The sequence below is a fragment of the Pseudomonas mandelii genome (assembly GCF_900106065.1).
GTDB lineage: Bacteria > Pseudomonadota > Gammaproteobacteria > Pseudomonadales > Pseudomonadaceae > Aquipseudomonas > Aquipseudomonas mandelii.
Window position 1 is genome coordinate 6,444,470 of sequence record NZ_LT629796.1, and the last position, 12,733, is coordinate 6,457,202.

The 12,733-nt window shown below is 59.6% G+C and carries 13 protein-coding genes; 10 read left to right on the plus strand and 3 right to left on the minus strand.

What is annotated here, in order from left to right; translation table 11 throughout:
- Nucleotides 1-1,111 precede the first annotated feature (1,111 nt).
- The gene (locus BLU63_RS29790; protein WP_077750152.1) at nt 1,112-2,734 is read left to right on the plus strand and encodes an MFS transporter; all 1,623 of its coding nucleotides are present in this window, start codon (nt 1,112-1,114) and stop codon (nt 2,732-2,734) included.
- A 198-nt stretch (nt 2,735-2,932) separates the two neighbouring features.
- Nucleotides 2,933-4,075, plus strand: coding sequence for an FMN-dependent L-lactate dehydrogenase LldD (lldD, locus tag BLU63_RS29795; RefSeq protein ID WP_077750151.1), 1,143 nt, complete (start codon nt 2,933-2,935; stop codon nt 4,073-4,075).
- Nucleotides 4,076-4,313: 238 nt separating this feature from the next.
- Here lldD and BLU63_RS29800 read toward each other — a convergent pair whose 3' ends face one another.
- Nucleotides 4,314-4,682 (minus strand): DUF427 domain-containing protein, encoded by a 369-nt coding sequence (locus BLU63_RS29800; RefSeq protein WP_077750150.1) that lies wholly within the window; start codon nt 4,680-4,682, stop codon nt 4,314-4,316.
- 282 nt (nt 4,683-4,964) lie between these two features.
- Between BLU63_RS29800 and BLU63_RS29805 the strand changes: the two genes are divergently transcribed.
- The 5 genes from BLU63_RS29805 to BLU63_RS29825 all read left to right on the plus strand — a co-directional run bounded on the left by BLU63_RS29805 (nt 4,965) and on the right by BLU63_RS29825 (nt 9,498).
- Nucleotides 4,965-6,914 carry a DNA topoisomerase III gene (locus BLU63_RS29805; RefSeq protein ID WP_083376966.1) on the plus strand — a complete coding sequence of 650 codons (1,950 nt, stop codon included), beginning with the start codon at nt 4,965-4,967 and terminating at the stop codon, nt 6,912-6,914.
- 116 nt (nt 6,915-7,030) lie between these two features.
- Nucleotides 7,031-7,660 (plus strand): glutathione S-transferase family protein, encoded by a 630-nt coding sequence (locus BLU63_RS29810; RefSeq protein ID WP_010459566.1) that lies wholly within the window; start codon nt 7,031-7,033, stop codon nt 7,658-7,660.
- Between the two features lie 50 nt (nt 7,661-7,710).
- A complete protein-coding gene (locus BLU63_RS29815; protein ID WP_083376967.1) occupies nt 7,711-8,214 on the plus strand; it encodes a GNAT family N-acetyltransferase in 504 nt (167 codons plus the stop codon).
- A 518-nt stretch (nt 8,215-8,732) separates the two neighbouring features.
- A complete protein-coding gene (locus BLU63_RS29820; protein ID WP_042932832.1) occupies nt 8,733-9,062 on the plus strand; it encodes a hypothetical protein in 330 nt (109 codons plus the stop codon).
- A 133-nt stretch (nt 9,063-9,195) separates the two neighbouring features.
- Entirely contained in the window at nt 9,196-9,498 is a 303-nt protein-coding gene (locus BLU63_RS29825) for a hypothetical protein (RefSeq protein ID WP_083376968.1), read from the plus strand.
- Here the strand turns inward: BLU63_RS29825 and cynR are convergent.
- Nucleotides 9,484-10,380 (minus strand): transcriptional regulator CynR, encoded by an 897-nt coding sequence (gene cynR, locus BLU63_RS29830; protein ID WP_010459560.1) that lies wholly within the window; start codon nt 10,378-10,380, stop codon nt 9,484-9,486. The genes BLU63_RS29825 and cynR overlap by 15 nt on opposite strands.
- A 122-nt stretch (nt 10,381-10,502) precedes the next feature.
- Between cynR and cynS the strand changes: the two genes are divergently transcribed.
- The 3 genes from cynS (at nt 10,503) to BLU63_RS29845 (ending at nt 11,985) form a co-directional block, all read left to right on the plus strand.
- Nucleotides 10,503-10,970 carry a cyanase gene (gene cynS, locus BLU63_RS29835; RefSeq protein ID WP_083376969.1) on the plus strand — a complete coding sequence of 156 codons (468 nt, stop codon included), beginning with the start codon at nt 10,503-10,505 and terminating at the stop codon, nt 10,968-10,970.
- A gap of 84 nt (nt 10,971-11,054) precedes the next feature.
- Nucleotides 11,055-11,291: a DUF2790 domain-containing protein gene (locus tag BLU63_RS29840; RefSeq protein WP_083376970.1), complete on the plus strand. Its 237-nt coding sequence runs from the start codon at nt 11,055-11,057 to the stop codon at nt 11,289-11,291.
- Nucleotides 11,292-11,325: 34 nt separating this feature from the next.
- The gene (locus BLU63_RS29845; RefSeq protein WP_083376971.1) at nt 11,326-11,985 is read left to right on the plus strand and encodes a carbonic anhydrase; all 660 of its coding nucleotides are present in this window, start codon (nt 11,326-11,328) and stop codon (nt 11,983-11,985) included.
- A gap of 96 nt (nt 11,986-12,081) precedes the next feature.
- Here BLU63_RS29845 and BLU63_RS29850 read toward each other — a convergent pair whose 3' ends face one another.
- Nucleotides 12,082-12,705 (minus strand): DJ-1/PfpI family protein, encoded by a 624-nt coding sequence (locus BLU63_RS29850; protein WP_010459555.1) that lies wholly within the window; start codon nt 12,703-12,705, stop codon nt 12,082-12,084.
- Nucleotides 12,706-12,733: the final 28 nt, after the last annotated feature.

Here is a 12,733-nt window from a genome sequence, read left to right on the forward strand (position 1 = left end):
AGAACGATGGCGCGGTGTGTCAGGTCTGACGCCATCGCGAGCAAGCTTCGCTCCTACAAAGATCGACGTACACCCGGCTTTATGGAGCAACCCACTGTAGGAGCGAGGCTTGCCCGCGAAGAACGATGGCGCGGTGTGTCAGGTCTGACGCCTTCGCGAGCAAGCTTCGCTCCTACGAAGATCGACGTACACCCGGCTTTATGGAGCAACCCACTGTAGGAGCGAGGCTTGCCCGCGAAGAACGATGACGCGGTGTGTCAGGTCTGACGCCTTCGCGAGCAAGCTTCGCTCCTACAAAGATCGACGTACACCCGGCTTTATGGAGCAACCCACTGTAGGAGCGAGGCTTGCCCGCGAAGAACGATGACGCGGTGTGTCAGGTCTGACGCCTTCGCGAGCAAGCTTCGCGCCTACAAAGATCGACGTACACCCGGCTTTATGGAGCAACCCACTGTAGGAGCGAGGCTTGCCCGCGAAGAACGATGGCGCGGTGTGTCAGGTCGGACGCCTTCGCGAGCAAGCTTCGCTCCTGCAAAGATCGACGTACACCCGGCTTTATGGAGCAACCCACTGTAGGAGCGAGGCTTGCCCGCGAAGAACGATGGCGCGGTGTGTCAGGCCTGACGCCTTCGCGAGCAAGCTTCGCTCCTGCAAAGATCGACGTACACCCGGCTTTATGGAGCAACCCACTGTAGGAGCGAGGCTTGCCCGCGAAGAACGATGACGCGGTGTGTCAGGTCTGACGCCTTCGCGAGCAAGCTTCGCTCCTACAAAGATCGACGTACACCCGGCTTTATGGAGCAACCCACTGTAGGAGCGAGGCTTGCCCGCGAAGAACGATGACGTGGTGTGTCAGGCCTGACGCCTTCGCGAGCAAGCTTCGCTCCTACAAAGATCGACGTACACCCGGCTTTATGAGCAACCCACTGTAGGAGCGAGGCTTGCCCGCGAAGAACGATGGCGCGGTGTGTCAGGTTTGACGCCTTCGCGAGCAAGCTTCGCTCCTACGAAGATCGACGTACACCCGGCTTTATGGATAAACGCGGCGCCCGCCCACAAGGCTGGCGCCGACAGTGGAACAACAAAAACAATCACTGTGAGGGATACCGATATGTCAGAACATGTTCAGCCCCTGGATGCCACGCTCAGCGTCGACACCAGCCCCGACACCCGCAAAGTCATCTTCGCGTCGTCACTCGGGACGGTGTTCGAGTGGTACGACTTTTTCCTCTACGGCGCCCTCGCGGCGGTGATCAGCAAGCAGTTTTTCGCCGGGGTCAACGACACCACGGCGTTTATCTTTGCGCTGATGGCCTTCGCCGCCGGTTTCATCGTGCGACCCTTCGGCGCGTTGGTGTTCGGACGGCTGGGGGACATGATCGGGCGTAAATACACGTTCCTCGCGACCATCGTCCTCATGGGCCTGGCGACCTTCTGTGTCGGGCTGTTGCCGACTTATGCGAGCATCGGCATCGCCGCACCAATCATCCTCGTGGTGTTGCGCATGCTTCAGGGCCTGGCCCTGGGCGGTGAGTACGGCGGCGCTGCCACTTACGTCGCCGAACACGCGCCGATGGGCAAGCGCGGTTTCCACACCAGCTGGATTCAGTCCACCGCCACCCTCGGCCTGTTGCTGTCGCTGCTGGTGGTGCTTGGCTGCCGTTATTTCACCGGCGACCAGTTTGAAGTCTGGGGCTGGCGTATTCCGTTTCTGTTTTCCATCGTGCTGCTGGGCATCTCGACCTGGATTCGCTTGAGTCTTCACGAGTCGCCGGCCTTCGTGAAAATGAAAGAGGAAGGCAAACTCTGCAAGTCGCCGCTGCGCGATTCCTTCGGTAAATGGGAAAACCTCAAAGTCGTACTGATCGCCCTGTTCAGCATCAACGCCGGGCAAGCGGTGACCTTCTACGCCGCACAGTTCTATGTGCTGTTTTTCCTCACGCAGTTCCTGAAGATGGACCCGGCGTTGGCCAACAGTCTGCTGATTGTCAGCGTGATTATCGGCGCGCCGTTCTTCATCTTTTTTGGCTGGCTGTCGGACAAGGTCGGGCGCAAACCGGTGCTGATGATCGGCCTGTTACTGGCGACTGCGTTGTACTTCCCGATCTTCAAGTCCATCGCCCACTACGCCAACCCGGCCATCGACCAGGCCAGCCGTCAGGCACCGATTACCGTACTGGCCGACCCGGCCACCTGCACCTTCCAGTTCGACCCGGTGGGCAAGGCGAAATTTGACAGCCCGTGCGACAAGGTCAAAACCTTCCTGGTGAAGCAGGGCCTGCCCTACACGAGCGAAGCCGCACCGGCCGGCAGCGACGTGCAGGTCAGCGTCGGTGACGTGAAACTGGATGGCTTCGACGAAGCGGCCCTGCGCGGTGCGGTGACCTTGGCGGGGTATCCGTCACAAGCCGATACGCAACAGGTCAACAAGCCCATGATCGTGGGACTGATGGTGGTGCTGATCATCATTTCCGCCATGTGTTACGGCCCGTTGGCAGCGCTGATGGTCGAACTGTTCCCGACCCGTATCCGCTACACCTCGATGTCCCTGCCGTACCACATTGGTAATGGCTGGTTTGGCGGTTTCCTGCCGACCGTGTCGTTTGCCTTGGTGGTGTATACCGGGGACATCTTCTACGGGCTGTGGTACCCGGTGGTGATTACCGCGGTGAGCCTGGTGGTGGGGATGATCTGTCTGCGTGAGACCAAAAACGTGGATCTGGACACTAACTGAGTCCACCACAATCCCCTGTGGCGAGGGAGCTTGCTCCCGCTGGCCTGCGTAGCAGGCCCAAACCAGCCGCCTCGGTGTGTCAGAACAATCGAGTCGGCTGGATTGGGGTGGCTTCGCCACCCAGCGGGAGCAAGCTCCCTCGCCACAGGTTAAGCTCAACGATCTCTACAGCCCCGACACTCACCAGACCGAGGCCCCATGATCATTTCATCCGCATCCGACTACCGCGAGGCAGCACGTCGCAAACTCCCGCGTTTTCTGTTCGATTACATCGATGGCGGGGCGTATGCCGAGCATACGCTACGGGCCAACAGCGCCGACCTGGCGGGCATCAGCCTGCGTCAGCGGATTCTGAAAAACGTCGAAACCCTGAGCCTGGAAACCACCCTCTTCGATCAGCCCCTATCAATGCCCGTCATATTGGCGCCGGTCGGCCTGACGGGCATGTTCGCCCGCCGGGGTGAGGTGCAGGCGGTCAGAGCGGCGGAGAAAAAAGGTATTCCGCTGTGCCTTTCAACCGTATCGGTGTGTTCGATCGAGGAAGTCGTGGCGCAGAGCCAGCAAGCCATCTGGTTTCAGCTGTACGTGCTCAAAGACCGGGGCTTCATGAAAAACGCCCTGGAGCGAGCGAAGGCCGCCGGGGTGAAAAACCTGGTGTTTACTGTCGACATGCCGACCCCGGGCGCCCGCTACCGGGATGCGCATTCGGGCATGTCCGGGCCTTTTGCGTCATCGCGACGCATGCTTCAGGCCATGACACGCCCAGACTGGGCGTTCAACGTCGGGGTCATGGGCCGCCCGCACGACCTGGGCAACATCTCGAAGTACCTGGGCAAAGCCGTCACGCTTGAAGACTACATGGGCTGGCTGGCCAATAACTTCGACCCGTCGATCAGCTGGAGTGATCTGGAGTGGATTCGTGATTTCTGGAAAGGCCCGATGATCATCAAAGGCATCCTCGACCCGCAGGACGCCAGGGACGCGGTGAGCTTTGGCGCGGATGGCATCGTGGTGTCGAACCATGGGGGGCGACAGCTCGACGGCGTGCTTTCTACCGCCCAGGCATTGCCGCCGATCATGCAAGCGGTGGGCAATGACCTGACGGTGCTGGTCGACTCGGGTATTCGCTCGGGGCTCGATGTGGTGCGGATGCTGGCCATGGGCGCCAAAGGTGTATTGCTGGGGCGATCCATGGCTTATGCGCTGGCGGCCGATGGTCAACGCGGGGTGGAGAACATGCTGGATATTTTCGCCAAGGAAATGCGCGTGGCCATGACCCTGACCGGGGTCACTTCGATTGGGCAGATTGATGAATCGACGTTGGTGGGGGCTGTTCGCTGAAATGAAAACGCTCGGTTAATGTGGGCATTTGCTCACCTGATCACCTCTTCAGCCAATCAAAAACCTGTGGCGAGGGAGCTTGCTCCCGCTTGAGTGCGCAGCACTCACAAAAATCGGTAGGGTTGCCCCGTTTTTGGGGCCGCTACGCAGCCCAGCGGGAGCAAGCTCCCTCGCCGCAAAAGCAGGTAGGCCTGAAAAATCGCGCGTGAGTGAGCAGCATTGCCGTCAATGCCGAACCTCACTCAACGTCTTTGAGCACCTCAAACGTAACCTGATCGGGATAGAACGCCACATACCCGCGAATCTGATCGACCGACACTTTGGGGTCTTCATAGCGCCACACCGCGTTGGCGCCCTCATGCCCCGGGATTTGCAGGCTGTAATACGTGGCGTCGCCCTTGTACGGGCAATAGGTCGTGTGGTCGGTGCGGGCGAAATACTGTTCGTCGATGTCCTCCCAGGGCACGTAGTACACCGGAGGATAATTGGCCTCCAGCAGCACCCGTGCGCGCGAGGAAGCGGCCACTTGAATACCGTGAAATTTCACCAACAGACAGCCCGGCTGCATGGCGATGGTGATGACAGGACTGGGGCCGGTGCTTTTCATGGAATACGTGCCTCATGAAGGTGATGGACCTGTGGGAGCGTGCGGTACGGTGATCCGGCTTGCCCGCGATGGGTCGCGCAGCGGCCCCGAAACCTGAGACTGCGAATGTCAGGTATAACCCAAATTTCGTCAGCACGACGGCCCCGCAGCCGAACGGGCCGTTTTGACTGGCGCAAACAAACGCAACAGCTTTGCTGTACATCCATACAGATAATGATTGATCCCTTGCTCATCACCCGCCATTCTGTGCGCCTCTTGCACACTTGATGAACGATGGTGGTTATGCAGCTGTACCTCTGTGAAAAACCTTCCCAGGCCAAAGACATCGCGGCAGTGCTCGGCGCCAAGCGTCGGGGCGACGGTTGCTGGCTGGGAACGGACGTCACGGTGACCTGGTGCATCGGCCATCTGCTGGAAACCGCGCCGCCGGACGCCTACGACGCGCGCTACAAGCGTTGGGTGCTGGCGGATCTGCCGATCATTCCGGAAAAATGGAAGATGACGGTCAAACCGCGCACGGCCAGCCAGTACAAGGCCGTCAAACGCCTGCTCGGCGAGGCGGATGAACTGGTGATTGCCACTGACGCCGACCGTGAGGGCGAGATGATTGCCCGGGAACTGGTCGAGCATTGCCGCTATCGCGGGCCGATCCGGCGCCTGTGGCTGTCGGCACTGGACGATGCGTCGATACGCAAGGCGCTGGCGGCGCTCAAACCGGGAGCCGAAACTTTCAGCCTTTATCATTCGGCGCTGGGACGTTCCCGGGCCGACTGGTTGATCGGGATGAACATGAGCCGCTTGTTCACGTTGCTGGGGCGTCAGTCCGGTTATCAGGGCGTGTTGCCGGTGGGCCGGGTGCAGACACCGACCTTGCGGCTGGTGGTGGATCGTGACCGCAGCATTGCCGATTTCGTACCGGTGGCCTATTGGGCCATCGACGTGCAGCTGTTGCATGACGGCACGGCGTTCACCGCCCAGTGGCGCGCGGCATCCGACGTCTGTGACGATCAGGATCGTTGCCTGAATCAGGCGCTGGCCCAGCAAGCGGCTGCGGCCATCAGCAGCGCGGCGAGTGCCCGGGTGATCAAGTTGCGCACCGAGCGAATGCGTGAAGTCGCGCCGTTGCCGTTCGACCTGGGCACGTTGCAGGAAGTCTGTTCGAAGAAGCTCGGGCTCGGCGCCCAGGAAACCCTCGACATCGCTCAGGCGCTCTACGAAACCCACAAAGTCATCACCTACCCGCGCAGCGATTGCGGTTTCCTGCCGCTGAGCCAGCACAGTGAAGCCCCGGGCATTCTCGCCGCGCTCCGGCAGGCCGATCCGTCCCTGAACGCCTTGAACGATCACCTGGAGCCACAGCGCCGCTCACGGGCCTGGAACGACGCCAAGGTCACGGCTCACCACGGCATCATCCCGACGGCGGCGGCCAAGCATCTCGATCGACTGGTGGGCAAGCAACGGGCGGTCTACACCCTGATTCGCGCGCGCTATCTGGCGCAGTTCCTGCCCAACCATGAATACGATCGCACCCAGGCCGACTTCGACTGCGCCGGTGAAGCCTTGCGCGCCGTCGGCAAGCAGATCGTAGAGCCCGGCTGGAAACGCGCCCTGCCCGAGGCGCTCGCCCCGGCCAAGGGTCGCGAGGCACCCGCACCGCAAACACTCCCGGCATTGGCCGAAGGGCGTGACTGCGCGGTGGCCGACGTGAAGCTCAAGGACCTCTGGACGCAACCGCCCAAGCCATTCACCGAAGGCGACCTGATCAAAGCGATGAAGAACGTCGCCAAACTGGTGGAAGACCCGCTGCTCAAACAGAAGCTCAAGGACACCACCGGCATTGGCACCGAGGCGACACGCGCCTCGATCATCCAGGGCCTGCTCGACCGTGGTTACCTGATCAAGAACGGCAAGGCCCTGGCCGCGACCCCGGCGGCCTTCAGCCTGATCGATGCGGTGCCGCGCGCCATCGCCGACCCCGGCACCACGGCCATCTGGGAACAGGCGCTGGACATGGTGCAAAGCGGCGAGATGGGCCTGGAAGAATTCGTCACCAAACAGGCCGCGTGGATGAGCAAACAGGTCGCCCGTTGCGCCGGCCTGAGCCTCACCATCAGCGGACCGGCGAGCCCGGCCGGTCGTGGCGCCACTCCGTGGAAAAACAAACGAAAGCCCGCCAAGCGCAAGCCGTCGACAGGCGCCAAACGCGCGGCGAAACCGGCCAGTAAAGCTTGAGGGCACTTCGAACGGACCGTAATGGTCTAGTGTTCTTCAAGCCCGGCGATGGCCCCATTTTCTGAAACGGCATCGCAGCCTCGTTTCAATCGACAGCTGCTACAGGAATCTTGTTTATGATTATCGTGCACCACCTCAACAACTCCCGCTCCCAGCGGATTCTCTGGTTGCTGGAAGAACTGGCCATTCCTTATGAGCTGAAACGCTATCAGCGTGACCCGAAAACCAATCTGGCACCGCCGGAATTGAAAGCGATCAACGCCTTGGGCAAATCGCCGGTCATCGAAGATGGCGCGCAGAAATTGATCGAGTCCTCTGCGATCATCGATTACCTGATCCGTCGTCATGGCCAGGGGCGCCTGCAACCCGATCCGTCTACCCCCGCCTATGACGAATACGTCCAGTGGCTGCACTTCGCCGAAGGCTCGGCCATGCTGCCGCTGATGTTGAACCTGTACGTCGGGCGTCTGGGTGAAGCCGGTGCGCCACTGCATCCGCGCATCAACTCCGAAGTGGCCAACTACCTTGGCTACCTCGACACGGCCTTGAGCCAGTCCGATTATTTGCTGGGTGACGAATTCAGCGCCGCCGATATCCAGATGAGCTTTATCGGTGAGATTGCCCGCGCCCAAGGCAAGCTGGGCAACTACCCTCATGTAGCGGCCTGGGTTGATCGCTTCCAGGCACGTCCTGCTTACGCCGCGGCGTTGAAGACGGGTGGGACATACGACTTCGCTCCGCACTAAGTGATCCCGAAAGAGCCACGGACGGCCCTTCGATCTGGAGAAAACCCAGCATGCCCTCGATAGAACTGCATGCCGCACACCGCGACGAACTGGAAACGATTGAAAACCTGATGCAGTTCTACATGCATGACTTCAGCGAGTTTCTACCGCTGAAACTCGGCGAGCACGGTTTTTTCGACATCCGATCCAACCAAGATTACTGGCGCAAGCCTGGGACCCAGCCATTTCTGATCAAGGTGGACGGTGAACTCGCCGGTTTCGTGACCGTGGACGACGACACGCATATCGACGGCGCCGAGCAAAACATCGGCTACTTGTTTGTCAGCCGACGCTTTCGTGGCCAAGGTGTCGCGAAGTTTGTCGTGTCCACCCTCTTGAGCCGGATCCCCGGTCAATGGCAGATTTTCCACATCGACGCGAACGTGCCTGCACGGCACTTCTGGGCCAAGGTAATGCCCGAGATCGCAGGCGATGAGTTCACCCTGCATCAACGGTCGGTAGACGGTTATCCCTGCACCTTCTATCGCTTCCAACATCTGCTGCCATCGTCCTGACCCGGACGTTGCGTCGCTGCTTTTTAATTCCAAAGCGCTTTGTCCGACAATATGTAGTGACTAAAAATAATCACTACATAACGGTTGACGCCTCCGATTTGCCCTTGCATGATGCAGACATCTCCCCGATCGGGAGTACAGCAACATGTTTGAGCAAGCTCGTCTGACCGCCGAGCTGTTTTTCCCGGATACACGCTGCCCACAAGGCAGATTGAAGAAGCTGACCTGGCCCGAACGTCCAGTACAAGGACGAGAAGCGCTGGCGATCAATCCTCATGAAGCTTGTGGCCGACCCTCAAAAGTCGGCGGTGGCCTCCAGGTTTTCGCTGCTTCTCTTCGTTGTGACGCTATTGCGTAGCAGTTATTCAACGCGACTACATGCAACAGACGCGAGACCCCGTCGAATTGATGGCTGACCGCTGACGTCCTGGTTTCGGTGCCAGGGATCAACTAACCGATGGGCTACCTGTATTAGCGAATCAACTTTGAAAGATCACCAAATGGTCAAGGGGCATATTATGAATCTGAACAATCAACCTACTATCGATGAACTGGCTCGTATCTTCGCTGCGCAAAAAGACAGCCACGACAGCCACATTCTGTGGATCAGCAAATCGGGCCAGGTTCATATCGATTGCCTGTCGCCACACGCCCATGAAGCGGAGTTCGACCAGAACAACCAGAACCTGCTGGCCCGACTGAAGATGTACCGTCGCGGCCAAGGCTATGTCGGCAAGAAAGCCGCGGCCGACAAGGACTTCATCGGTAATGTTCTGCAAACGCTGAAACAGGCGTGGGCCTCGATGCAGAACCAGAACGAAGTTCGGGTGATTGACCGGTTCTACTGATATCCCCCCCGCTGCTCCTCTATAAAAAAGGCCCCGCTCGTATGATCGAGCGGGGCCTTTTTTTGTTTGTCTCGTGCGCGGCAAATACAGCTATCGTTAAGCGTACTCGCTGCTGTGCCCATGGAGACTTGCGATGAAAAATGCCCTGACAACCCTGCTGTTACTGACAATGGCAAATGTTGCCCACGCAGACAGTATCCCCAACCTTCCTTCATTTGATGTGATTTGCCCCGGCAATATTGCCGTCCATGCAGATCAGGAAGGTCCGGTAACAATCAATGACAAAGATGCCGTTACCAAAGCCATCAACGAGCGCAGTTTTGAAGCCAAGGGTTCGGGCGTCACGATCTCGATCGTTCTCGCCGATGACGACTCGGTGACCGTGAGCTCCACGGGCAAAGCCCCCAATGGCATCTGCCAATCACTGGACGACTGACTCCGTCGCCACCGCGCCCAACACCAGGTTCATAAAGGCCACCGACGCCGCGCTGTGATAATTATTTTTGCGCCGAAGTAGCGCCGCCCCGCGTGTAGGCGCGTCCCCCAGCAACGGAATTTTGCGCAGTGCCCGGTCCTGGGTGGCAATCGGTTCGGGAAGAATGGTGGCGATAGCCGTGTGCCGAATCACCTCCAGCAAGGTGCTCACCGAATTGACCTCAATCACCACCTTCGGCGTGATCTGCTCCTGCGCAAAATAGTCATCGATGCGGGTGCGGGTGACGAAGTCCGGGGCCAGCAGCGCAAAATCCAACTGCGCCACCTCTTCAGCGGACAACGCGGCTCGCCGTTCATATAGCGGGTGATCCCGTCCCACCATCACCCCGAGGGTTTCGGTAAACGCCGGGATCGATTCGATGTCGGCGTTTCTCACCTGAGTAAACGCGATGGCGATGTCCAGCGAGTCATCCACCAGCCCCGCCTCGATGTCGTCCATCGACAACTCGAAAATCTGCAGATGGATGTTCGGATACCGCGCCACGTAATCGCGCACCAACGGCCCCACCAGATACGCCATGAACGTCGGCGTCATCGCCAGGCGCAAGGTGCCGCGCGATAAATCCTTCACGTCATGCAGCGCCCGTTTGCCGGCTTCCAGTTCCACCAATACCCGACGTGCACACTCGATGTAGGCCTGCCCCGCATCGGTCGGCTTGACCGTGCGCGACGTTCGGTCGAACAGGCTCACGCCCAGGGTTTCTTCAAGCTGGCGGATTTGCTGGGACAGGGTCGGTTGTGAAACGTGCAGCGCCTCGGCGGCGCGGGTGAAGCCGCCGTGGTCGGCAACCGCCAGCAGGTAACGCAGATGTCGCAGCAGCATGGGGCTCACCATCTATAGGCAGTACTTATGCAACGCATTGTATATCGGTCTTGGACGCTATGGATCAATCGGCAGAAGATTGCTTCACACCCAAGCAACACAACCCCGATAGGAGAAACACCATGCAACAGTCCCACGCTTACAACGACACCAGTCTCGAGCTGACCGCCAAAATCCTCGACGCCAAAGCGCGCAAAAACCTGTCCTTCGCAGACATGGCCGAGGGCACCGGCCTGAGCCTGGCCTACGTCACCGCCGCCCTGCTCGGCCAACACCCGCTGCCAGAAAAAGCCGCCAAAGTGGTTGGCGAAAAACTGGACCTGGACGTCGACGCCGTGGCCCGCCTGCAAATCATCCCGCTGCGCGGCAGCCTCTCAGGCGTTCCAACCGACCCGACCATCTACCGTTTCCACGAGATGATCCAGATCTACGGCACCACGTTGAAAGCCCTGGTTCACGAACAATTCGGCGACGGCATCATCAGCGCGATCAACTTCAAGCTGGACATGAAGAAAGTCGAAGACCCGGAAGGCGGCCACCGCGCAGTCATCACCCTCGACGGCAAGTTCCTGCCCCTGCGTCCTTTCTAAGTTGACCGGCCCGCACTCCGGTGCGGGCCAGACCCAACACCCCAAACACTTTGTCAGCCACCACACTCGTCTGGAGGATGCCCCATGAAAAAAATGATGCTGGCTCTTTCGTTGATCGCGGGCGTATCGGCCCAGGTTCAAGCCCAGGACGCAGCCGTTGCCTATCAATACGGCATGAGCCTGGACATCGCCCACGTCGTGGCAATCACCCCGACCGCCGATGTCTGCGGCGTGGTCCCGGTGGAAATGACGTACCAGGATTCCAAAGGCACCACTCACATTCTGCAATTCAGCGAATTCGGAACCGGTTGCTCGAGCTGAGTAGCCCCTGTTCATCACTTATGAGGACGTCACCATGAAAGCGCTCATCGAAGGTTTTTTGAAGTTCCAGAACGAAGCGTTCCCGCAACGCACCGACCTGTTCAAACACCTGGCCACCACCCAGCATCCCGGCACGTTATTCATCACCTGTTCCGACAGCCGCGTGGTTCCCGAACTGCTGACCCAGCAAGAACCCGGAGAACTGTTTGTGATCCGCAACGCCGGCAACATCGTGCCCTCCTACAGCCCGCACCCGGGTGGTGTCTCGGCCACGGTCGAATATGCAGTCGCAGTGCTCGGCGTGACCGACATTGTCATCTGCGGCCACTCGGATTGCGGCGCCATGACCGCCATCGCCAAGTGCAAATGCATGGATCACCTGCCCGCCGTCAGTGGCTGGTTGCAACACGCTGAATCCGCCAAGGTCATCAACGAATCCCGCCCTCACGCCGATGACGCGGCGAAGGTGAGTTCGATGGTCCGGGAGAACGTCATCGCGCAACTGGCCAACATCCAGACGCATCCGAGCGTGCGCCTGGCCCAGGAAAAAGGTCAGTTGAATCTGCATGGCTGGGTCTACGACATCGAGACCGGTTCGATCGATGCCCTGGAGGCCGGCAGTCGCCGCTTTGTGTCACTGGCCGAACACCCGACCACGTGCGCCGTGCATGGCAAAGCCGTCGAAGCTGCTTGATGGGATGGGTGGCAGGACCTGGAAGGTCGAGCGCGGCGAATGCGCTCGACTGAAGCGGTTCCCTGGATGTACGAGGCAAATGAAGGGCGTGCCGGATCAAGGCACTTGCGGCGTTTCATACCACTGGCGAGACGGTGTTGGAAAACGCATTTTCTGACGGATATCCGCCGCATTTGCAGCACTGGTCAGTTGTTCCAGCAGCACGAAGGCGACTTCCGTTGCCGTGCCGGGGCCGCTTGACGTGATGATGCGGCCATCCACCACCACAGGCCAGTCGACGAAACGGGCACCGGTTTCAACCAGCTGGTTTTTGCGTTTGCCACCGACCTGGTGATAGGTCGTGGCATCTTTGTCTTTCAGCACCCCGGCAACGCCCAGGCACACCGACGACACGCAGACACTGGCGACGGTTTTACCGGCCGCGACAAAGTGCCGGATGACCGCCAGAAACGGCTCACTCAAGGCCTCTTCGTAGAAGCCCGAGGGTTCGAAACCACCGGGCAATGCCAACGCGTCGAAGCTGTCGAGATCAACCTCACTCAATAAATGAGCCGGATTGAACGATAACCCGAAGGTCGTCACGATATTCCGCCGGAGGCCGGCGTTGATCAATTCCACGGGTTGGTCGCCAAGCAGATTGGCCCAACCGAGCACATCGGTGAACGCCGCCATTTCCAGTGGCTCGACACCGTTGGCCAACAACATGAGGACACGTTTCATCGGGTACACCTCTCTGGGGAACAGCCAA

Bases quoted from the DNA above. Each gene is read 5' to 3' on its own strand.
- BLU63_RS29790 (WP_077750152.1), top strand. From the start codon at position 1,112: ATGTCAGAACATGTTCAGCCCCTGGATGCCACGCTCAGCGTCGACACC.
- lldD (WP_077750151.1), top strand. From the start codon at position 2,933: ATGATCATTTCATCCGCATCCGACTACCGCGAGGCAGCACGTCGCAAA.
- BLU63_RS29800 (WP_077750150.1), bottom strand. From the start codon at position 4,682: ATGAAAAGCACCGGCCCCAGTCCTGTCATCACCATCGCCATGCAGCCG.
- BLU63_RS29805 (WP_083376966.1), top strand. From the start codon at position 4,965: ATGCAGCTGTACCTCTGTGAAAAACCTTCCCAGGCCAAAGACATCGCG.
- BLU63_RS29810 (WP_010459566.1), top strand. From the start codon at position 7,031: ATGATTATCGTGCACCACCTCAACAACTCCCGCTCCCAGCGGATTCTC.
- BLU63_RS29815 (WP_083376967.1), top strand. From the start codon at position 7,711: ATGCCCTCGATAGAACTGCATGCCGCACACCGCGACGAACTGGAAACG.
- BLU63_RS29820 (WP_042932832.1), top strand. From the start codon at position 8,733: ATGAATCTGAACAATCAACCTACTATCGATGAACTGGCTCGTATCTTC.
- BLU63_RS29825 (WP_083376968.1), top strand. From the start codon at position 9,196: ATGAAAAATGCCCTGACAACCCTGCTGTTACTGACAATGGCAAATGTT.
- cynR (WP_010459560.1), bottom strand. From the start codon at position 10,380: ATGCTGCTGCGACATCTGCGTTACCTGCTGGCGGTTGCCGACCACGGC.
- cynS (WP_083376969.1), top strand. From the start codon at position 10,503: ATGCAACAGTCCCACGCTTACAACGACACCAGTCTCGAGCTGACCGCC.
- BLU63_RS29840 (WP_083376970.1), top strand. From the start codon at position 11,055: ATGAAAAAAATGATGCTGGCTCTTTCGTTGATCGCGGGCGTATCGGCC.
- BLU63_RS29845 (WP_083376971.1), top strand. From the start codon at position 11,326: ATGAAAGCGCTCATCGAAGGTTTTTTGAAGTTCCAGAACGAAGCGTTC.
- BLU63_RS29850 (WP_010459555.1), bottom strand. From the start codon at position 12,705: ATGAAACGTGTCCTCATGTTGTTGGCCAACGGTGTCGAGCCACTGGAA.